Genomic DNA, 23,333 nt, shown 5'->3' on the forward strand with positions numbered 1-23,333 from the left:
CCATGATACGCTACTGCAACGCCCCCCTGCTGCTCGTTCTCCTGGTGAACGTGGCGGTCGCCGGTGAATGGACTGTGCCCTTGGCTGGCAACGCATTCCGCACGGCTCCTGATTTGAACGATCGAGCTGATCGTCGCGACGGCACGCTTTCCTGGCGCGATACGGCGGCAGTGTATTCCGCTTACTTTCATATCGATCGTCCGGCGAAACTGCAATTGAAACTTTCGGCAAGTAGCGATGCCACCGCGGCCAACTTGGTGACGTTGGTTGAAGGGAAACGAATTGAAACAAAGGTTGAGGCAAGCGTCGCTGAGTATTCTTTGGGGCAAGTCGAAATCGATCATGCCGGATATGTACGTGTCGATTTTCAGCTCGCGAAGACAACCGATAAAACAACAATCTCGCTGCGTGAATTGAAGGTCGTTTCGGACGCTACTGAATTAACCGTCGACTTTGTTCGAAACAACGACGGAGGCATGTTCTACTGGGGACGTCGCGGTCCATCGGTGCACTTGCGATACGTTGTCCCAGAGCAACGCACCTTGGAGTACGCGTATTCAGAGATCACAGTTCCAGAGGGCGAGGACACATTGGGAACGTATTTCATGGCGAATGGCTTCGGCGAAGGCTATTTCGGATTTCAGGTGAATGGTCCCAATGAGCGTCGCGTCTTGTTTTCGGTTTGGAGTCCGTTCAAGACGGACCGCCCCAGCGAGATTCCGGCCGACCAACGTGTGGAGTTGCTTGCCCGCGGTAAGGACGTGCGTGTTGGTGAATTTGGAAACGAAGGATCTGGTGGGCAGAGCTACCTGATTGAACCATGGAAGGCTGGCGTCACCTATCGGTTTCTAACCGCCGTGAAACCAACGGGGGAGGGAAGTACGATTTACACATCGTGGTTTAGCGAGAAGGGTGAGCCTTGGCGGTTGATTGCGAGTTTTCGACGTCCGCAAACGGATACTTCGCTGCGAGGCTTTCACTCGTTTCTGGAAAACTTCATGCCGTCGACGGGATTCATCGAACGCCGTGGCTTGTATGGAAACGTTTGGGTTTGCGACGACAGCGGACAGTGGCACGAGTGCACAAAAGCGGTGTTTAGCGTCGACGGAACAGGCTCGGGAAGACACCGACTGGATTTCCAAGGAGATGCCGAAGGTAATCGTTTTGTCCTTCGCAACTGTGGCTTCTTCAACGAAACCGGTCGTCGAGGTCAGATGTTCGAACGTGATTCATCCAGCGACCAAAAACCGAGGATCGATTTCGCAAACTTACCAACAGATTCACACCCCTAACGTGTTGGCGTTCACCATTCCAGCCGGACTTTGAGAATCTGCTGCCACCGAATTCGATTTGCAATTCGTTGATTAGCTTGCTCCTCCCAAGTTACTGCTGGAAAGCAGTGATCGGGGCGTCTGGTTACTCTACAATCGCATCAACTAGAGCCGATGCTTGGTATCTGCGGAAAAGGCGTTTTCGATTGCGACCAGACTCGGTGCTTGCCGCGTTTCTCAAAGAATTGGAGATCCCCTATGTTTCGTCAGCGTTTCGTTGTGCTTGTTTTAGGTGCGGTGACTCTTGCAGCGACAGCGGTGCATTCCGAATTGACAGCAGAGACGGTTGCCGGCGAAGAGTCGGCAAAAGTGAGAGAGCTGATGGAAAAACGGCGAGATGTTCTGGCGAAACGCGTCGAATATCTGACCGTCCAATTTCAAAATGCAATTGTGCCGTTCAACAAAGTGCTGGACGCTCGCGACGATCTATTCGCAGCGGAGCTCGAACTCGCAACTTCATCAGACGAACAAATTGAAGTGTTGAGGTCGCGAGTTGAAAACCTAAAAGAGCTTGAGGAACTTTTCGAAGGACTTTATGCGAAAGGGCAAGCAGACGCGCCGACGAAACTCTTGGCGACGGCACATCGCTTGGCAGCCGAAATTGACCTGGCGCGGGCGACAAGTGTGACTTCGCAATAAAACGGTTGACGCATCACTCCACCGTGATCAGTACAAGTAACTTTAAATAGCGGCATTTAGCCCTTTTAGATTTTTCCTCTCGCGGTGTCACCTCATGCTTCGCAAAAGAAGTTGCCGCGAATGCCACCTTGGCTGAAAAGCGTTGCCATGAAGGCATCGGGAATCGGCGCAGGCGAGATGCAATCAGTACGGTCGGTCGCCGGAGATGGCAACGCGAAGCATTTCGCGACGGTGTCCGCTGTAGTCGCCCAGTGCGTGGTGAAGAACAGCACGATTGTCCCAAAACGCGACGGCACCTTTGGTCCAGCGAAATCGGCAGGTGAATTGCTCTTGGCTGGCATGTTCGAAGAGGTACTGCAACAGCGGAGCACTTTCGCGTTCGGTCATGTCTTTGAAGCGAACCGTGAATGTACGATTGACGAACAGCAGCTTGCGGCCTGTTTCCGGGTGTGTCCTGACCGCCGGATGCTCGACTTCTTCATAGGCCTTTTCGCTTGGTGTGACCTGCATGTTTTTCCAGTAGGATGCGGCTCGACCAGTCGGCGAAAATGGTCCGCGTGCGGAATGAACCGCGGTCAGACCGTCGAGCAATTGTTGCATCCCGGCCGATAGCGTTTCGTATGCGATGTACTGATTCGCAAACAACGTGTCGCCACCGTACGGTGGCACATCAACGCCGTACAGGACTGATCCCATCGCTGGACATTCCTGATGAGTGACATCGCAATGCCACGTTCCGCCAAAATTCATCGTGGTCTCGTCCGCTTCTCGCAACACGCGAATCACTTTTGGGTGATCTGGTAAGCCTTTGACGAAATCGTGTTGATCCAAATCGCCGAAGCGACGGGCAAATGCGATTTGTGAATCCGGCGTCAAATTCTGATCACGGAAAAACAAGACAAGATGATCAAGCAACGCCTTGCGGATTTCGGCGATCACGTCGTCGGATAGCTGCGTAGAAAGATCCACACCGCTGACTTCCGCCCCCAACGTACCGGCAATCTGTTGCAATTGAAAATGTTGATAGTTTGACATGGTTCCTTTTGCCTGTGATGAGTCCGATTAGTTGTACCGTGATGCTTCGCCGCCATCCCACAAGTCGGCGTTGGCCCCCAAGGCTTGCTTAACGGGCGATGTGATTTGATCGAGCTTCGCAACGATGTCCTCGTCCAATGTGTCGCTGACAAAGTTCGCATTTTGGCGTGCTTGCGATTCGTTTTTGGCCCCGGCAATCAGGCTCGCTATCCCGTGGTGCGAGAGTAGCCACTGGAGCGAGAGTTCTGGCAAACTCTTGCCGGTTTCGTCTGCCAATCGAACGATGGCATTGATTGCGTCGAATGTCGCCGCTTCGCATCCGCTTTCTTGATGCCTGGTATGCGGGCGCTGCGAAGAAAAATGTCGGGTGCGGGCGCGGCTATCTGGAACCTGCTCGGCCGCGTGGAATTTGCCAGACAACATTCCATGCATCAGGGGGCTATACACCAAAACCCCGATCCCGTCTGCGTCGCACTGTGGCAAGATTTCGAATTCAATCATCCGCGAGATCAAGTTGTAGGGCAGTTGATCGCTGAGCGGCTTTTCGATATCCCCGACTGAGGACAAGTCATTCAGCCCCGCGTTACACACACCGAGATGCCTTACCTTGCCTTGACGCTTCAGATCTAACATCGCTTGCCAAGTCTCCGCCAACGGAACGTCGGGGTCCGTCCAGTGGGTTTGGTACAAATCGATGTAATCGGTTTTCAAACGAGACAAGCTTTCATCGCACTCTTGAATCACATCTGCGGCCCGCATTTTTCCGGGGCGGATCTTACTAGCAATCACAATTTCGTCGCGAAGTCCATTGTCGTGCAAAAACTTGCCGACCATCGTTTCACTGGCACCATCGCCATACATCGGTGCGGTATCAAAGAAGTTGACGCCACATTCGATTGCCGTTTTCATCGCCGCGATCGAATCCGTCTCGTAGCGGTCACCCCAATGGAAATCACTTGTGATACCCCAGCAACCGAAACAGAGTTGGGATACACTAAGTTCCGTGCCATGGAACTGGTAATATTGCATCAGTAGATTGGATAAGTGGTGGGAAGGCGTGAAACCGAACGCTTCACGGTGAGGAGGAACTCATAGCATAGCGATTTCGCACAAAGTGATGTGATGATCAGTTCCGTGAATGTTGCGCGTTGTGAAGGACAGATTTTGCAGCCTGTCAGGATTCAGAGTTTGTTTCGTTAAAATTCGCCATCTGTCTCGTAAAGATAGCGGACATACACGTTTCTTTTGTTGGGAGAAACGCCATGCCAGTGAATCATCAAGCTGCAAGTACGCGTTGATTGAATCACACGAACAGGACTAAAATTGGTCCGCGTGACAATTGATGACGAATGGTTAGGTTTCGCGTTGCAACGCCGTCGTCGCAACTAACGGGATGATGGTGAAGCTCGGATGAGCGATGAAGATGATTCGGATTGGTTGGCGGAAGACTTCGAGTTTGAGCCAGCACGGTATGCGTCAGAATTGGATCTGCCTTTCGGCGACCCGCAGAAACTTGCCGACGCGTCAGCGGCGGTTCGGCAAGAGTACCGCGACAGCTCACGCTGGAAACGGCTGCAATGCACCAAGGTGAGTCTTTTCGCCGAACGGGATCGCGGTACCGTATTTGTGATCCATATCGGCAAAGCAGTTGAATTCGACTGGACCTGGGAAGGCGCAACTGCGTTTTGCCCCAGCTCGCTTGATGACGATCGGTCGTATTCGGACCGTTTCTACGAAGAGGCTGACTTCGAGGATGACCTCATTTGGTCCGGTGAGATTGTTGAAGTTGACGAACGAAATGGTTGCTTGTTCGTTGCGTTGAATGACCTGGAAAAGGTTCCGGCCATCGGTCCGTTTTTTGTCAGACCGTTTGAGTTTCTGTCAGTACTGGATGAACTTTACAGCGGCGAGTCGTTCGAAACCCTTCAATCACAGCTGCCTTCGCGGTTGGCCGCAGCGGAAGGCGATATCCACCCGAAGATCGCTTCGGCGCAAACGGGGCTTCCAGCATTGACCGAGTGGTGGAGGCATTCTTGGGGAGTTTTATGGGGACCGCCTGGAACGGGAAAAACTTGGACGACCGGGCAACAGATCGCCAGGGTCGTTGGCGAGACGCTTTCGGAAACAAACGCCGAACGAGTCCTGATCGTGTCGACGACCAACAGGGCGACCGATGCGGTTGCACTTTCGCTGGGTGATGCAGCAAAAAACGCCTGTCCAGAATTGCTCGAATCGGAAACGTTGCTGCGGATCGGAAAAGGCGCATCGCTCACCTCGTTCGTCAATCGGCAACTTGATTCGATGTTGGCGGGTACCGAATCGCAAGTGCTTTCGAGAATCAGTGCGTTGACCCAACAATTGCCGCTCTTCGACAACTGGGAAGAGAAGGCGTTCACTCGCAAGCAAATTGCTGAACTGCGAACGACAGGGAACGACCAAAGCCAACGGATTTTTGTCAATCCGGACAAACGTGTGATCGTCGCAACTGCATTTCGGACGATGCGATTCTTAAAAGATGAAACGGTGAAGGGACTGATTGATGAAGGAGACTGCCCGTTCACGACGATCGTCATCGACGAAGCGGGATTGATTTCACGAGCCGCCATCGCCGCGCTATCCTTGTTAGCGGCAAGGCGGGTAATCTTGGTTGGCGATTCAAAGCAGCTTGCGCCAATCAGTCGCATCTCACGTGTGTTGCCTACGAGACAACAGACCTGGCTAGCCAGCAGCGGACTAAGCCACCTTGAGGAAACCAGTGACGTGCCAAAAGCCGTTTACTTGTTGACGGAGCAGCGGCGGATGCATCCCGAGATTTGTGCGGTTGTCTCGGCCTACCAATACAATGGCGTTTTAAAAACAGCGACTGAGCGCGTCAACGCTTCATCAGCCCTCACGCCCTTTCTGAAAGACCACTCACGCGCGATTTGGTATGTCCTTGATGCGGAGGATTGTCCCCTGGAAGCGATCCGGGCGAGCCGAGGTCCGGGGAATCAAAGTTGGGTTCGTGCGATCACCGAGAGTGTCCTGAAGAAGTTGTTTGCCGATAACGATGTTCGCGACGCCAACGGTTTGTTTATCTCGCCGTTCAAAGCACAAGCCAACATGGTCGGTGACCTGTTGGCGGGATGGGGTCTGACGACTTGGGAGGCGTCAACCGTTCATAGCCAACAAGGATCGGAAGCTGATATCGTCATCTTTGATACGGTGAACGCTGGCAACCACACTTGGGGGATCGTCGAATGGAAGCGTCTGGTCAATGTCGCAATCAGCCGCGCACGCGAAGCGGTAATCGTGCTCGCTAGTCGATCCGAAATGGAAGAACCGTATTTGCGATCGCTACGATCGCACTTAAAGCCTTCTGTTTTGGTGAAAAAGGCTGATCGGTTTGTGTGGAGTGATGTTTCAAGCGCCATTCATCGACTGGGATCCGAAGCGTCAACCATGCGTGTCGTTGATCCTTCGGCAAATTACCAAGTTGCACCACCGGAAACAGGCAATCCGAAAGCTCCCGGTTGTCGAATGGGGGATCAAATTGCAGCTCGCAAACCGATGAAACCACAGCTTTCGCAGGAACAGCAGCGATTAACGAACTTGGAACTGGACGGCAAACCACGACTCGTACGAGGGGTTGCTGGCAGCGGAAAGTCCGTGGTGCTGTGCAATTGGCTCGCGAAAACGGTTAAACGACTTCGCGACCGGAAGGACGCGCGGATTTGGGCTGTGTATGCGAACCGCAGTCTTCATCAATTGTTGTGTGAATCGATCGAATCCGCATGGGATTCGCTGAACGAAGGCGAACTGTTCGACAGGACCACCTTCCCATGGGAACACGTCGAGTTACTGCATGTGAAAGACGTACTATCAGGGATGTTGCCGAGCGTTCAGTTGAAGATGGATGACTTTGGATTTGACTACGACCGCGCCGCTGAAGAGTTTCTCAATCGCCAGGACACCGACCACCTGCTACCGCGTTGTACCGCTTTATTCATCGACGAAGCACAAGATATGGGCCCGGCGACGTTGCGTCTGTTGTTGTCGGTGGTGGAGCAATCAGACGAGTCGGATGCCAACAGTCGTTCGGCGCATTTGTTTTACGACAACGCGCAAAACGTCTACAACACCAAGACGCCGAAATGGACCGACTTCGGATTGGACATGCGGGGCCGATCAACGATCATGCGGGAAAGTTTTCGTTCGACACGTCCAATTACCGAGTTCGCCGCGAACGTGCTCAGTCGGCTTTCGGGTGAAGGAGGACGTCAAGATCAACAAGAGTTGGTGTCGATGGGATTGCTCAAACCGACAGAACGAAATGGGCAAGTTTGGCTGGAGGCAAAATACAGCCAAGTCGAGGGCCCCAAGCCGATGTACCGTCAATGTGAACATCGCAATGAAGAAATGCGTGTTGTTGGTCGCCACTTGCGACACTTGATCGAAGTCGACGGGATCTCACCGACCGACATTTGTGTCATTTACAACGGCGGTGCGAGCGAGACTCTGAAATCGATGCTTGAACCGAAGTTAAAGGAGTTTGGCGTTGAGCTTTCGTTTCAGCGGAATCGATCGTTTGAACGCAAGGCGAACACTCTGATTGCGACGACTGCCCATTCCTACAAAGGATATGAATCCGAAGTCGTGGTGATTCCTTGTGTTGATCACTTTATCGCTGCGCAAGGCAAGATCCTTGCCAACGGTCTGTACGTTGCGATGACACGAGCGCGTTCGCTATTGGCGATTTACGGCGTTGACGGTGGCTCCGCGGCGAGTCACGAACTTTGCACGACGCTGGCTGCTTGTACGAAAGCGCAAGCGACGGAAGCAATCGGTTGAGTCGATGGCTTGTGTATTCGCGGGATAAGTGTCAGCCAATGCGACGTCCCGCGGGTAGCAGCCCATCTCGCGCCGATCAATATCAATTCGCCACAGTCGCCACAGTGAAGCCGCTGGTAATTCCCCAGCATTCGAAACAGAGCCGGGATACACTTAGAAGCTGTTGATACTTGAGTATCGCTTTTCGCTCCGCAAAGGTAGCGGTCTCTGCTGCTTTTCCGGAGGAGAAGTCGACATTGGACAAAGAAAAAAAAACAGGCCGCTTCGCTCGGTGTTTATGAACAAATCGTATTGCACCACTAGGCAATCAGGGTGTGAGGAGAGTTGGATGACGAATCGACGCAAGACAATCAAAACGATTGTGGCCCTGACGGCAGTTCATGTTGTGGGGCCTGCATCAGCACAGCAACCAATACCATCCAAACGGATTCGCATCGCGCAATTTGGAACGAAGCACGCCCACGCGATCGGAAAACTGGAAGCGATTCGCAAGTTTCCCGACACGTTTGATTTCGTCGGGGTTTGTGAGCCTGATCCATCGCGTCGCGCAGCCCTAGCGAATCATCCCGCTTTTCGCGATGTCACCTGGCTGACTGAAGAGCAGCTTTTGAAATCGGAAGGGCTGCAAGCGTGCGCGGTGGAGACTGAGGTAAAGCAGTTGGTGCCGACGGGTATCAAGTGCCTTCAAGCGGGGCTACACATTCATTTGGACAAGCCTGCGGGTGAATCAATGTCCGATTGCAAACGTCTGCATGCGATCGCAAACGAACGCGGTTTAACGGTGCAGATGGGGTACATGTTGCGTTACAACCCGGCGTTTCAGTTCGCTAAAAAACTGATGGAGCAAGGTGTGCTGGGGGAAGTCACCGAGATCAACGCCATGATGGGCAAATTCATGAACGACGGCGGGCGAAAGGAGCTTGAGCAATACGCCGGTGGCGGCATGTTCGAGTTAGCTTGTCATTTGATTGATCAAGTCGTTTGGATGCTTGGTCCGCCAAGCAACGTCACGTCGTTTGCGCGACGGAGCTTTCCTGAGAAGGACGACTTTGCGGATAACCAGCTCGCCGTTTTGGAGTACCCCAAGACACTCGTGACGATCCGTTGCAACCATATCGATCCGATGGGGGGACCGCGACGGTCATTCTCGATCACCGGGACCGAAGGAACGTTCGAGATTAATCCACTGGAACCGACCCCATCCGGACGACTCGGACTGGCGACCGCGAAGGACGGATTTCGAAAAGGATTTCAACCGATCGAATTTGATACTCCGAGCGGGCGTTACGACGCCGAATTCAAAGACTTGGCGGCAGTGATTCGAGGAGAACAAATATTGCAGTGGGATTCCAAGCATGACTTGGCAACGCATCGTGCCGTGCTGCAAGCGAGCGGTTTGCGTGTACCGGCGAACTAAGGTGCTGTGGCTGATGGTAAGAATAGGCCGCGAATCAGGGGACTCTTGGCAGTTTGTTAAAGTCACCGAGAACTCGTGTGGTTGATTCGTGGTGCTCGACAATCGTGAATCGCCGGCGATACAATCATCAGCAACACCCCACAGGAATCCGAGCATGTGTGATCAAGACCATTTTGACGACGATCTGAAGCGTTACTCACGTCGCGACCTCGGCTCCATCGCGGCGGCCGGTGTCGGTGCGGCGATGTTCTTCCCGAGCGCTGCCGGAGCCGCAGAAGTTTCCGAGCAAGATGTTTCGATCAAAACGGATGACGGAACATGCGACGCCTACTTCGTTGCCCCCAAGTCCGGCTCACATGCCGCTGTGTTGATATGGCCGGATATTTTTGGGTTGCGTCCCGCGTTTCGCCAAATGGGCAAACGTCTGGCAGAATCCGGGTATAGCGTTTTGGTCGTCAATCCGTTCTATCGCAAACAAAAGGCTCCGACCGCAAGCAACGGCGCCAGCACTGCCATCACGGAAGTCCTGCCGTTGGCTCGATCGCTGACACCGGAAATTCAGATGGCCGATGCCAAAGCTTTTGTCGGTTGGCTGGACGAACAGCCCCAGGTCGACACGGCGAAGAAAGTCGCCACGACAGGATATTGCATGGGAGGCCCGATCGTCTTTCGCACGGCCGCAACCGTGCCAGACCGTATCGGCGCGGCGTGCACGTTCCATGGTGGCGGTTTGGTGACATCGAATCCCGATAGCCCGCACCTCCTGATTCCCAAGATGAAGGCACAGTTTCTGATTGCGATCGCTGAAAACGATGACGAGCGAGACCCGGAATCGAAAACGGTGCTCAAAGAATCGTTCGCCGACGCCGACTTGAAAGCGGAGATTGAGGTCTACCCAGCTGGACACGGCTGGTGTCCTCCCGATACTCGTGTTTACAACGCCGAGCAGTCCGAACGTGCGTGGTCGCGTATGCTGGCGTTGTTCGAAACGTCGCTCGCCTGATTAAAACGTTGACTGACGAACCATCCGATTCTGAACAAACACCTCCGGCGCCAACCATTTGGATTGACGCCGATGCGTGTCCCGTGATGGTCAAGGAGTTGGTCTACCGAGCAGCCGACCGCCGACAGATCCCCGTTGTCGTGGTTGCCAATCAATCGATTCCCATTCCTAAATCGGCTTTTGTGCGACGGGTCACCGTTCGCGATGGAGCGGATATGGCTGACCATGCAATTGTTGCCGCATCAAAAGCAGGGGACTTGGTGATCGCCGATGACGTTCCGCTCGCTGCACGCGTTATCGAAAACGGGGTCTTGGTGATCACAAGTCGCGGCGAACTCTACAACGAACGCAACATTCATAATCGGTTGGCGACCCGCGACTTGATGGAACAGCTCCGTCTTTCGGGGGTTGAGACCGGTGGGCCGAAGGCGTTTGGGAAAAAAGACGCTCAGGCGTTCGCCAATCAATTGGATCGAACGTTAACGAAACTGCTCAAACGGTCGGCGCGGTAAGCCCCGGTGGAACTGGGAGCTGAAATGTTTCGTTCCCTGCTCCTCGGTGGTCCTATCGATGGTGTCGGTGGCGGAAATCCGCGTTGGGAAGCATCGAGATTGATTTGATCTGTGGAGGATTGGCAGACTACTCTGACTTGGATTCCCATGTTTTTTCATCGGGATTTCTAAGAAACCGTCTGCTAGCGGTTCTTTACGGTGAAGGCGACTTGTTCGCGATTGGCCTGCCCGACGAAGCAGAAGCAGAGTGAATGTTGAAACCGACACCGCCCATTGACCGGTCCGGTGACCAGGAACCCCAGATAACTACGGTTCGAAGTCTATTCGAATCCGAAGAGACGGGATTGCTGCGCTATGCGTTCTCGATTGTCGGGCGACGGGCTGTCGCCGAAGAGATCGTTCAGGAGGTTTTCCTGCAGCTCCACCAACGTTGGGACCAGATCGATGCTCCACAAGCATGGCTGTTCCGCAGCGTTCGCAACCGGGTCTACAACCACCTCCGCAACCATCGCCGGGAAGTGTTTTCGCACGGCCAAACCGACGAACCGTCGGATGCCGAGGGCGAAGACCTGCCCGAAGCGTTGCTGGAGCGGATGGAGGCGATGGCCAAGCTGCGGGAGATGCTCGGCGAACTTGATGAAGTCGATCGCCAATTGGTGACACTCAAGTACTTCGAAGGCCTCAAATACAAAGAGATCAGTGAACGGACTGGACTGAGCGTTGGAAACGTCGGCTATCGCCTCCACCACATTCTCAAAGAACTGGCGCACCGACTTCGTTCACTCGGAATCGATGAAGACTCATGACAGACGAATCTACCAATCCACCGTTCGACTCGCAACTCGAAGCCCGCATTGTCGCGTTCGTGCTCGGCGAAGCGTCGGACTTTGAACAAGCACAATTGCTGCGGTTGATCGAGCAGCGTGCTGACGCCGCGGTGTTCTATCATCAAACCTTGCAACTTCATCAGCTGATGGAAGTTGTAGGTGCTGGAGAGCCCGATGACGTGCTCGCTGACGGTGACGATGAGTGGCGATTGCCCGAGTCGAAACGCGAGGCCCTTCTGGCAGCCTTTGACGGAGCCGACGAGACTGAACCTGTTCGTGTTGACGACAACTCAGAGCACGTCGATTCGATCGTGTTTCAACCCATCCATCCCGTTCGCCGCAAAGTGATCAAGGCGATCTTGAGTGTTGCGGCAGCGATCATTTTCGTCGGCATGGCGAGCAGCTTTGCGCTGTACCGATTGCTGAACCAACAAATGGCCATGACCGCCTCACCAAAGGGTGCCGATGCGAAGGTCGCGGCAGGATTTGAACTTGGCGACGCCGACGAATTCGGTGATTTCGATGGATTCCAGGAGTCAAAAGGCGCTGTCGTCGCAGCTGGTAAACCTATCGGTGCGTTCTATGGCGGCGCCGTTCCGAGCAGCGGACCAGTGACAATGGCGGAGAAAGCGAGTTCTACGTCTGCCCTATCGACGCTGAAAGAAACGTTGAATGCCGGATCAACGAATCGAACGGACTACTATTTTTCGGACGACGTCCAGTACATGCCAAGTGATGGCCCTACGCTGCACTTCCGCAGGAACGATGACTTGTTTGGGATGCAAGGCGGCGCATTGGGCAATGACAAGTCGGGTGTCATGAGCGAAGTGTCACGCCAACTTGCACAGAGTCAATCGGGCGAATCAGAGCAAAGCGGGCGGTCCCGCGTAACACGTTTCGGCGGCGTCGCGATCGCTGGGGATGGTGATCGCCAGCCGCAATCAAGCTCCCGATTCAATGTTGTAGGTGATTTCGCGATTGATATCAGTCGTGCCGATCGATACCGCGAGTACGCAAAAGGCGCCCCGGAAACCCCGCCCCCCGCTCCTTCCGTAGCGTTGGGTTACTCAGCAGCACCAACCGCCCCAGGACAGCGTGGCGTAGAAGCCGGCAGGCCAGCAGTCACCGCGCCAGGTATCGACTCATCGCTTGGTGACTCGCTGGCCGCGGACGCTCCGGCGGCTGAGTCACTAGGGACTGTTCCGATGGACCTGTTCAGTACGCGTGGCTTCGCTCCGTCGCCACAGATGTCAGATGGAGTGATGCGTTCTGCACAAGGGCTGATTGAGGATGCGATTACACCTGGGATAGTTCTCGGGGAATCCGAAGAACGATTCGAAGGCTTTGACAATAAGATCGCTGGCGTGAATAACTCCAACGACCATCCGTTTAGCGATCCCAACTCGAAAAGCGACTGGGGAATCGCTGCAGGTGGTGAGTCGAACGGCCAAGCAGACAAGAATTCGAATGCTTGGATGTATTCGGACCGGGATGTGCGAGCGAAGGACAAATTGCAAATCGCGGGGTCGGCTGGCGAAAAACCGCTTAATCGAAATCAACTCTGGAGCGAATTTGATGTCGCTGAGAATTCGGGTTTGATTCCTGCGACGCCAAACTCCGAGCCTTCGATCGTCGCCGGGCGCGCGCCCGCCGCAAATTCCATTCACGATCGGCGGTTGCCTGGCGATTTAAGTGATGAATCGCTCCCCTCGCTCGAAACCGAGCGACTATCCGAACTTGCAGAGTCTCAGTCAACCAAGTCCGAGCAGGCGGAAGTCGCTTTGGGACTCGAGCTTCCGGCGGGCCAACCGCTCGTGGGCTCGGGATTGGACGTTACCCTCAACAAAAAATTGGCCGAAGTGCCGATGTTGGCGACACCTGCCCAAGCAGAGGTTCAAGAGCTAAATGCGACCGACAACGCGTTCTCGACATTTTCGCTGCATGTGAGTGACGTCTCCTTCCAGCTCGCAAAATCGGAATTGGAAAACAACGCCTGGCCCAATCCACAGCAGGTACGCGTGGAAGAATTTGTCAATGCGTTCGGATATCACGATCCCTTGCCACGAGCCTCCGAACGAGTGGCTTGTCGAATCGATCAAGCGATCCACCCCAGCATGCAACAACGAAACGTGTTGCGTCTGTCGATGCGAACGGCTGCTTTCGGACGTGCCGCCAGCACGCCTTTGCAACTGACAGTTCTGCTGGATCACTCGGGATCGATGGAACGAAGCGACCGCCAACAAACCCTGCGTGCGGCGTTTGAAACGCTGGCACAACAACTGACTCCCAACGATCACGTCACTTTAATCAGCTTCGCCCGCCAACCGCGCTTAGTCGTCGACCAACTGCCAGGCGGACAAAGCGAACAGCTATTAGAGGTGCTTGACCAAACACCGGTACAAGGCGGAACCAATTTCGAAGCGGCCATCGAACTTGCCTCACAAAAGGCATCCGAGCACTTCGATCCGAACGCCCAAAACCGAATTGTCCTGATGACCGACGGCGCCGTGAACCTTGGCGATGCCGACCCGTTGCGATTGTCAAACACGATCGAGACGCTTCGTGACCGCGGCATCGCGTTTGATGCGGCGGGAATTGGAGCCGACGGATTAAACGACGAAGTCCTGGAATCACTGACACGTAAAGGCGATGGACGATATTACTTGTTGAATTCGGTGGCCGAAGCAGATGAAGCATTTGCGAAGCAGATCGCCGGGTCCCTACGTCCGTTTGCCAAGAACGTCAAAGTCCAAGTCGAATTCAATCCGGAACGCGTTGGCCAGTACAAATTGCTTGGCTTCGATGAACACCGTCTGAATAAAGAAGACTTCCACAATGACGCGGTCGACGCGGCAGAGTTGACCGCCGAAGAAGCCGGTGTGGCAGTCTATCAAGTCGAAGTCAAACCCAACGGCAGTGGCGATGTCGGATCGGTCTCCGTGCGGTTCCAAGATGTCGCGACCGGACGAATGGTCGAACGTCGTTGGCCAATCCCGTTCGACCCGATGCCCTCCCGTTTGGAATCAGCAGACCCGGCCATCAAGCTGGCAACCGTCGCTGCCTTGTTCGCTTCGAAGTTGAAAGCGGATCCCATCGGGACAACGATCGACTTCGCCACACTGAAAAGCTACCTGAACGATCTGCCAAGCACGTTTGCCGCACAGCCACGTGTCACACAGTTGCAAGACATGATCGGCAAAGCCCAGCAGCTCACGGGCAACTAACAGGCTGTTGATTGAAACACCTTCCCTTGTCTGGTCTGACAGTCAACCGTGACTGTCGGCACCGTTTGATCGTTGGAGTTCCTCGATGATGAATCGTCGTCACCACAGCCTGTTTTCATCTGTGCGACCGCCGCTGGCGTTGTTGCTCGCCGTACTAACGATCAGCACCTGTGTCTGGTCGAAACCCGCACCGGCTCAAACCGGCGAGGACTCGGGACCGCAAGCCAGCGAGGCAGTTGAAGCTCCTCAACAGGGAAGCGATAGCAGCGACGACACAAAGCCACGCCGTGGTCGACGAATTAAATCGGGACAAACGACAATCATTGTCGAAGGGAATTCCGAAACCGAATCGGCCGCAACGTTCTACACCGCCAAGGCCGTTGCCTCAGCAACGTTCTCGGAAAGTCGTGTCACACAATCGGTCGACTTGATGGTCAACCTCGTCCAGGGCGATGACAACGTGGTGTCCTTTGGCCTGGAGGGAAGCGGCGAGGTTGTCAGCGTGACAGGTGACACCTTGAAGTCGTGGTCCGTCCGAAATGAAAACGGCAAACGGCGTCTGGATCTTCAGCTGACTGATGATGCGGTCCAGTTGAAAGCCAACATCACGATGCGGTCCGAGGAATTGGCACTGCCAACCGAAATGGATCTGTTGCATTTGTCGCCCGCAGAAGCGATCGCCTTCGATTCAACCGTGACTCTAAATGTCCCCGCTTCCGAACGACTGGTGACAACCAACGTTGATGGCTTTGTGCCGCTTAAAACCGAGACCAATCAAATCGGTTTTCAAACGAGCACTGGCGGACAGCTTCGACTCAGGCTCACGCGTCGCGGAATCACGACCTCGCCAATTGAGTTCTTTGACGCAACGTTAGAAGGTGCGGTTGACCCGAACGCTTCATCGATCAGTTTTCGACTCAATGCCAAGGCGGTTGTTAAGGACGATGGCGAGTCGATGACGTTCCTGTCCGGGAACGCGGCGATCAGCAATGCGACCGAATCGGCCGACTTTGCGTTGTCCCTGGTGAATCAGCAAGAGGGATTTGCCTATGTCCTGAGCTTTCCCAAGGCTGGCGAGTTCGATTTGTCGATCGATTTCGTCGCTGCAATCCAATCGGTTGAGCAAGATCAACGGCAGGTCGATTTCAAAATCGCGACCGGTGCCGTTGTCCCGGTGGTTGTCAACGGAATGGATACAGATCTCGAGTTTGTTTCTGAAGGTCAATTCGTCGTCCCACGCCAGGACAACGATGCCTGGAAAGGTTTCTTACCAGCAACCGGCAACGTCGCGATGCGTTGGAAGTCCTCCCAGAAAACCGAACAAGGAAAGCTGTTCTTCACCACGAACGGAAAAATCGAAACCTCCGTCGGTGCGGGACTGCTGCGGCAGCGTCACCTGATTGACTATCGCGTACTGCAAGGCGAGTTGGCAACGCTCGAGTTGTCGATGAATGGGCCGGGCGAAGTGCTCGACGTTCAAGGCGCGAACTTGATCGCATGGCAGGTCAAAACGGATGGCGATCAACGCGTCCTGGAAATCCGTCTTGCTCAACCGATCAAGACACAGGATCAAATCAGCGTCCGAACTCAAACCACACTCGACGCCTTTCCGGTTCGAGTGGAAGGCCTGCGATTGACTCCCCAAAACACCATTCGCCATTCCGGTTTTTTGAGACTGACCAATAGCGGATCGGTGACGCTCGAACCGGTTGATCTGAGCGGGTTAACGCAGCTCGCACCCGACCAATTCCCAGCCGAGCCAATCGAAGCACGCCAAGTGTTTGTGTACCGGTTCCCTTCGGCGGATTATTCGTTTTTTGTCGCGGCGGACCGGGTGCAACCCGAAGTCAGCGTCTCGGCCATCGTGACGTACGAGGTCGGTGAAGCAGATCGAAGTTTGCACGCTGACGTCGAGCTGGATATCCGCGAAGCTCCGATTCGTGACTGGGCTTTCTCGATTCCGGCTGACTATTCCGTCGTGTCAGTGACTGGCAGCTCGGTGCTGGACTATGTCGCAAGCAACGACATCGAGGCGCAACAACGTGAGTTGACGGTCATGTTCGGCGGCGACGTCGCGGGACGACAACTCGTTAGCCTGCATTTGGAAAAAAACGTGGCCGCGGCCGCAGGGCCATGGGAGCTACCCAAGCTGATGTTCCCCGAAGCAAAGACGGTGCGTGGTGACATCGGGTTAATGGGCGCTGCTGGTATTCGGGTGTCGATGTCGGATTCAAATTTCTTGGTCGAGAAACCGGTTGCGTATTTTCCTAAAAACACACCGGGGCTGCAGCAGGCTTTCCGTCTGCGTCAAGAAGACTGGTCGGCAACCGCGTCCATCGAATTGTTGCAACGAAACGTACAGTCCGACGTGTTCCATCTGTATTCGTTAAACCGCGAAACGCTTTATGGTAGTGCATTGATCAACTACTTCGTCACTGGTGCACCGGTCAGTGAATGGCGGATCGCTGTACCGGAGAACTTTGGCAACATTGTGGTTGACGGACAAGACGTTCGCACCTGGCGACGTGATGGCGGTGACTTGGTTGTCACGCTTCACCAGCCAGTGATGGGAGCGTACACACTGTTGGTGACGTTCGAGCAAGACACGGACGAAGCATCAGGAGACTTTGTTGCGGGCCAAGTCGCTCCTCAAGGTGTCGACGGCGAGCGAGGTTTCTTGCAAGTGGTCAGCCCAATGCAAGTCGAACTCAAAACCGTGATCGCTTCCAACGACCTGTTGGAGCTTGATCCGCTGGAATTGCCAGCCGAGTTTCGCTTGCTCAGTACCGCGCCCGCGCTTGGAACGTGGCAATACACCGAACGTCCGTTCGAACTGCGTTTGAACGTGAATTGGTTCCGCAGTGGTGCGACGGTTCCGCAGATCGTGGAGTTTTCGGAAGCAACCAGCCAAGTCTCGCAAGACGGTGAACTGGTCACCGATGTGCTGTACTACGTCAAATCTCGAGGCCAACGAAACCTGCGTTTACGACTGCCCGCCGATCCGGTTCGCCTGTGGCAAGTTTCTGTGAACGGTGCCATCGTGACCGCTCGTCAATCGGACGAAACAACACTGATCCCGTTACCTGGCAACACCGACCCGAACGAGCCAATCGAAGTCCGGCTACGACTTGGGAAACCATCAGTTGACCCCAAACATCCGTCACTCGCCCTGCCAATTTTGGACGCACCGGTCTTGAAAACGCAATGGTCCGTCCAAGGTGACGAAAACCATGTGTTGGTTCCTGATGGCGGTAACGTCCAACCTCCCGCACCAGTGACGCGGCCGAGCGGTTTCCACTGGACGGCGCGTTATGGGCTCCCTGGTATGGTGCTGATTCTGATTTTCACGCTTGTCGGTATTTGGGGAATTCGAACCACCGGATGGAGACTGGTTGTGGGCTCTCTTTCGACAACCGTCGCGGTGTTGATTTCGTTGTACCTCGCCGGTTTGGCCTGGGCCGGAATCGGATCGCCTCAACCGTTGGAAATGAGTATCCCCGTCGTTTCCGCCGGAGAGAGTATTGTTCTTGAAGTCGCCAACCTGCCCAGCTGGACTGTCGATGTATCGTGGGTTGGCGTCGTGCTTGCCGCCGTTGGGTTGCTGATGCTTGCCGTCTGGTGCGTCAAACGATCTGACGGAACGAAATCCGCGCGGGAGCAATACCTGTCCGATGCCTACAAAATCGCGATCGTGTTGCTGGTGTCGTGCGGGATCTTGCTTCAAGGTGGCGGCGCACCATGGTTCTTCGCAATCTCCGCCGTCGCCTTGTTTGCGTTCGGATGGGTTCCTGCCGCCCGTAAGAACGTTCACGAAATCCAGAACTGGTTCAAGCTGACCGCTGATAAATTGCAACGGAACTCCAGCAAGGATCCGGAAAGCCCGTCAACGGGTGAAGGCGGATTGCCAACCGGGCTGCTGCTGGGCTTCCTCTTATTGTCGCTCCCGTCGTCGCATCTCGTCGCACAGGAATCGATGTCCTATCAAGCAGCGAGTGTGATTGAAGAGCACTGGAACGTTGACACGGCCGCGAATCGATTGACCGTCGACGTAACGATGGAGTTGGTTGGTAAACCCGGTGACGCATTTATCGTTTTGAAGTCACCCGCGATCCTGACAGCTTTCAAAAGCGACGAGTTGCGGATCAGCAAAACGGCTTTGGACGACCAATCGATCGCCTATGTCACCAGCTTGCCGATTTCCGACGAAGATGACTCGACCACGGAAAAGCGTCTTTCCGCCTCGCTGACCTATCAAGTTGATTCGGTGAATGCGACCAACGGGTTGCCGATTTTGACCGGGATGGCTGCCGTGCATCGACTGGACATCGCGATGCCCAAGTCGACTTGGGAAGTCACCAGCCCGGCGGCCGTTCGTATCGAATCAACTCCAGCAACGGATCAACCGAAGGTTCAGTTGTTGCTTGGCCCGAATGCCCACGATGCCTCGAGCGCCATCGTTTATTTGCGTCCGAAAGCACGCGATGTCTCTTCCGAAGCCACCGTCTTTTTCGTCGAAGCGACGGACCTCTATCTACCAGGTCCGGGTGTGGTCGACGGCAATCACCGATTACAAATCCGGCCGTCACAAGGACAACTCAATCAGCTGTCGGTTTTGGTGCCTGCCGGTTTGACGGTCAGCGATGTGGGTGGGCCGGTTCGATCTTGGCAGTTCGATGCCGAACAGCGACGACTCGCGATCCAGCTGGAACCGCCACAAGCAGCACCGTTTGCAGTTACCGTGCAAACACAGCGTGGTTTGGCGACCCTTCCCACGGATCTTGAGCTTTCGAATTTGCAGGTCGAAAACGCCGATGGCCAGATCGGTTTGTTGGGCATCGCCTTCGGTCCTGATGCACAACCCGAAGGACTGCAAACCGAACAGCTTTCGGCGGTCAACTTGAATGACTTCGACCTATCGATGCTGCCGGATACCCAATCCGTATTGCATCGCGTCTATCGGTATGGTGCCGAAGGAGGCAAGCTGACGTTGAACGTGGCGCCGGTGAAACCCGAGGTCCGTGTGATTTCCCAACAAGTGCTGTCCTTCGGTGACGAACGCATCGTGTTGTCGGTGGCTTTGAACGTCGAGATTTCACGTGCCGGGCTGTTCACATTGACGTTTCCGATTCCTGATGGAGTAGAAATCGAATCGCTGTCCGGGAACTCGCTCCACCACTGGGCCGAAGTCACAGAAAACGGACAGCGGCAAGCCGTGCTACACCTGAATGGAAAAACCATCGGTGCCCAACAATTCGCTATCACGCTGATCGGCAACACACCTGCTGACGTCACCGAATGGACGGTACCAAAGTTGGTGCTCAATCAATCGACGCGTCAAACGGGTGAACTGGTCGTTCGCCCAACCACGGGAATCCGCTTGCGGACGCTGGCGCGGGAAAACATTTCCGAGACCGACCCGCGATCGCTTGGCGGTGCGGGGCAAGGCGTGCTGGCGTTTCGCTTGTTGCAACGCGATTGGAGCTTGCAGTTGGGGATCGAAAAGCTCGCGCCCTGGATCACTGGCGAAGTGTTGCATGAAGTCAGCTTACGCGAAGGCCAGACACGTAGCGCTCTGATGGCGAAACTGGAAGTGCAAAACGCATCCGTACGCTCGATCCAAGTCGAATTGCCGGGCCTGGATGAAGACGAAATCAAAACGCTGCGGGCCGTCGGCGAAGCGGTCAGCGACTTCGTTCACATCGGCGACGAAGGCGACCTCTGGGAACTGCAGTTCAAACGACGAGTGGTCGGTGGAACCGAGTTCCGGATCGAATTTGAACGACGCGGTGAACGCACCTCGGGTGCGGAAACGCTGACGCCGATTCGCTTTCCGAGCGTCAAACAGCTGACCTATTATGTTGCCGTTCGCGCGGGAGGAAGGTTGGAGCTAGAGTCACCGAGCCTGCCGGATGGCTGGCAGCGTGTGGACTGGAATGCGATTCCGGCCGAGCTTCGAAACAGCGGAAATCGTAACTCGCCATCCCTCAGTTTCCGCGCCAACGTCGCTGATCAAACGATCCAGATCGCCGTCGCAAGGCATGCCCTGGCCGAATCATTGAAACTGCGTGTGGCCGAAGGAACGCTGACGACCGTACTGTCATCAACCGGCGATCAAATCACTGGAGTTGACTTGACGATGGACGTGATCCAGCGAAGCAGTTTGACCGTCGAATTGCCCGCCGGAAGTACGCTGTTCAATGTGTTTGTCAATGGCGAAAGCGTGAACTCGATTCGTCTGGGCGAGTCGTCCAGCACTTGGCAGTTCTACGTGCTGCCGGGACTTAGCGAGCGATCCGCGAACGTAAAATTCACCTATTCAGTCACAGGCAGCGGCATCAGCGATCTGCGTCTCACGTCACCGCTGCTGAACGTGCCACTGGAAAACATCCACTGGAACGTTGTCGCGCCAACCGGATTCGCTTTGGCCGACAATGGCGGCGATTTGGAACTGGTCGAAGAAGAACAGCAGCTCGAATACGATCGCGGCTCGTACTTGTCCAAAACCAGCAGTCGTCGGAACAAGCTCGCCGCACAAGCGACCCAGTTACTCGAACAGGCGAACGAGTTCCTGCAAGCCGGGGATCAGGCAAAAGCCAGTTGGGCACTCAATAGCGTCGCCAACCAATACGCTCTTGATGCGGCGTCAAACGAAGACGCTCGGGTTCAGCTGGAAAAGGTTCAAACGCAACAGGCGATCGTCGGTCTGAACACCCGCCGTCAACGGATGTACCTGGACAATCGCCCCAGTGAAGGGTTTGCGTTCGATAATAAACAGCTACGCGATGCGGCAGCGATCAACCCGATCCTGCAACAGAACGAGTTGAATTTCCGCCCCCAGCAAATCAGCGAGTTGCTTCAAGGCAATACGCTGGAAGACAACGCGGTGCTGAGTCAGATCGCGACGCGGTTGGTCCAACACCAGCACGGCAGCGAGCCGGCACCACAAGCGATCACGATCAGTTTGCCGGAAGAGGGAACGATGTACCGTTTTAGTCGCACGGTGCAGGTCGCCGAAAGCGAAGCGTTGGCGTTGGAACTGGAATTTGAACGTCAGTGGGACCTTCGTCCATGGCAAATTGCCAGCTTGCTCGGCCTGCTGGCGATGCTAGGCGTGGCGTTCGCGTTGTTATCGTCGCGACGACCAAGCGAACTCGCGTGATCAACCCTGATTCCGCGAAGTGATCATGTCGCGGTACTCGGGAACCGTTTCCAGCAGGATCTCAGAGATCTGCTGACGAAGTTTCGGTGAGAGATGTTGGAACTCTTTGGCTTGGTTCTGTCCTTCAAGAACCGCTGCCAACTTTTCCAGCGTCTCGTGCCGAACGAGGTCAGGGAGTGCAGCAAACGCGTCAGAGTAAATCAAGTAGCTACACGGATATTCCAGCAAACGCGTTTGCAAGTTCAGCTGACGAAGCGATCGCCCTTTCGAATCGACAACACCGCGACTTTGAAATTCATCGGCGAACGACGTGTTGCCGCTGACCGCGTCGGTCAATTGGAACTCCTCACCAAACAGCATGTAGTAGACGAGGTCTTCGGCGACCGCGCTGATCCGCCTCTTGGCGCTATCGCTGACAAAACCTTCCGGGCGTTCCAGCAGTTCGTTCATTTGAAACGACTGATGCAGCGCCAAACGGGTTTCAAAATTGGCAGCCGCTATCGCGTTGTGCATTTGCGTTTGATGCTCAAGGACCATCAATGCGACGATATCGCTGTTGGGGCTCACATAAGCATCGGTGCGGAAGTAATCAGACAAATCGGTTTCGTTCGCACCGGCACTGCGATCAAATTCCATCTCATCGGTTCGGCAAATGGTGTTTCCCATGTGCCGCATCGTTCCGTGATTGCCGGTGACGTACCAACCGCCCCAACGATCATGAAACTTGCTGGTGTGGTCCGTCGTAAAGCTGCCGCTGCCTAGCTTGGGACGACCCGCTGCATCGGGGAAAACACTCCGGACTAAGTATCCGGGGATGTCTTGTGTGCGACTCGATGCATGGCAAGACAAACAACCGCCTCGATCACGTACGATGCGCGGTCGCTCTTGTTCGGTTTGCTTCAGCGTATAAAACGTCGCGCCTTGCCTGGGGTCTGTCGCGGCGATTTCAATGACATCACCGCGTTGACAGAACCCGACGTAGACATCGTCGTTGAAGTACAACGCTCGAGGACGCCGGGGCGAAATCTTCGAAAGCTGCAAACTTGTTTTCGAGAACACCAGCGACTGCGAACTCTCGGAAATATCCAGGGCTTCAAGAATCGATTTCAGATACCCGAATTGCGAGTCGTACTTGAGTGTCGCTTCGCCTGACTCGATTTTCTCAATCAAGACCGCGACACGATCGTGAACCTCGGCGTTCAGATAGTCGATCGGCGGCTGTTCGTAGGTGACACGCTGGGCGCTCGCAGGAGACTCGCCGAACATCAGCAGTGACAGAGCACCCGCCAGCGAAACGCTCGCCTTGAAACGAGCTACTAGCGATCGTTTGTGTGCCATCATCGAAAAACACCTCGG

General features: G+C 54.9%; 13 protein-coding genes. 10 read left to right on the forward strand and 3 right to left on the reverse strand.

All coding sequences use genetic code 11. From position 1 onward, the window contains the following. Positions 1–2: 2 nt before the first annotated feature. Positions 3–1,292, forward strand: coding sequence for a DUF3472 domain-containing protein (locus CGZ80_RS16950; RefSeq protein WP_233148479.1), 1,290 nt, complete (start codon positions 3–5; stop codon positions 1,290–1,292). A gap of 237 nt (positions 1,293–1,529) precedes the next feature. Further along, positions 1,530–1,970, forward strand: a complete 441-nt coding sequence (locus CGZ80_RS16955; protein ID WP_094416590.1) for a hypothetical protein — start codon at positions 1,530–1,532, stop codon at positions 1,968–1,970. Between the two features lie 183 nt (positions 1,971–2,153). Here CGZ80_RS16955 and CGZ80_RS16960 read toward each other — a convergent pair whose 3' ends face one another. Continuing rightward, positions 2,154–3,005, reverse strand: a complete 852-nt coding sequence (locus tag CGZ80_RS16960; RefSeq protein ID WP_094416592.1) for a TauD/TfdA dioxygenase family protein — start codon at positions 3,003–3,005, stop codon at positions 2,154–2,156. Positions 3,006–3,032: 27 nt separating this feature from the next. Continuing rightward, a complete protein-coding gene (locus tag CGZ80_RS16965) occupies positions 3,033–4,034 on the reverse strand; it encodes an aldo/keto reductase (RefSeq protein WP_094416594.1) in 1,002 nt (333 codons plus the stop codon). A gap of 381 nt (positions 4,035–4,415) precedes the next feature. Between CGZ80_RS16965 and CGZ80_RS16970 the strand changes: the two genes are divergently transcribed. The 8 genes from CGZ80_RS16970 to CGZ80_RS17000 all read left to right on the forward strand — a co-directional run bounded on the left by CGZ80_RS16970 (position 4,416) and on the right by CGZ80_RS17000 (position 21,977). Further along, positions 4,416–7,835 (forward strand): AAA domain-containing protein, encoded by a 3,420-nt coding sequence (locus CGZ80_RS16970; protein WP_094416596.1) that lies wholly within the window; start codon positions 4,416–4,418, stop codon positions 7,833–7,835. A gap of 328 nt (positions 7,836–8,163) precedes the next feature. Next, positions 8,164–9,252 carry a Gfo/Idh/MocA family protein gene (locus CGZ80_RS16975; RefSeq protein WP_158222746.1) on the forward strand — a complete coding sequence of 363 codons (1,089 nt, stop codon included), beginning with the start codon at positions 8,164–8,166 and terminating at the stop codon, positions 9,250–9,252. Between the two features lie 154 nt (positions 9,253–9,406). Further along, positions 9,407–10,255, forward strand: a complete 849-nt coding sequence (locus tag CGZ80_RS16980) for a dienelactone hydrolase family protein (protein WP_094416600.1) — start codon at positions 9,407–9,409, stop codon at positions 10,253–10,255. 8 nt (positions 10,256–10,263) lie between these two features. Continuing rightward, entirely contained in the window at positions 10,264–10,767 is a 504-nt protein-coding gene (locus tag CGZ80_RS16985) for a YaiI/YqxD family protein (RefSeq protein ID WP_233148480.1), read from the forward strand. A gap of 83 nt (positions 10,768–10,850) precedes the next feature. Next, complete coding sequence (locus CGZ80_RS28055) at positions 10,851–11,018, forward strand: hypothetical protein (protein ID WP_158222747.1); 168 nt, start codon at positions 10,851–10,853, stop codon at positions 11,016–11,018. After that, positions 11,019–11,573, forward strand: a complete 555-nt coding sequence (locus CGZ80_RS16990; protein WP_094416602.1) for an RNA polymerase sigma factor — start codon at positions 11,019–11,021, stop codon at positions 11,571–11,573. Then, positions 11,570–14,818, forward strand: coding sequence for a vWA domain-containing protein (locus tag CGZ80_RS16995; RefSeq protein ID WP_094416604.1), 3,249 nt, complete (start codon positions 11,570–11,572; stop codon positions 14,816–14,818). The genes CGZ80_RS16990 and CGZ80_RS16995 overlap by 4 nt, the downstream gene beginning before the upstream one ends. An 85-nt stretch (positions 14,819–14,903) precedes the next feature. After that, a complete protein-coding gene (locus tag CGZ80_RS17000; protein ID WP_094416606.1) occupies positions 14,904–21,977 on the forward strand; it encodes a hypothetical protein in 7,074 nt (2,357 codons plus the stop codon). Here CGZ80_RS17000 and CGZ80_RS17005 read toward each other — a convergent pair whose 3' ends face one another. Beyond that, positions 21,978–23,318, reverse strand: a complete 1,341-nt coding sequence (locus tag CGZ80_RS17005) for a hypothetical protein (RefSeq protein WP_233148481.1) — start codon at positions 23,316–23,318, stop codon at positions 21,978–21,980. Between the last annotated feature and the right edge of the window lie 15 nt (positions 23,319–23,333).

Origin of the sequence: Rhodopirellula sp. MGV, from assembly GCF_002251265.1 — a bacterium.
Taxonomy (GTDB): Bacteria; Planctomycetota; Planctomycetia; order Pirellulales; family Pirellulaceae; genus Stieleria; species Stieleria baltica_A.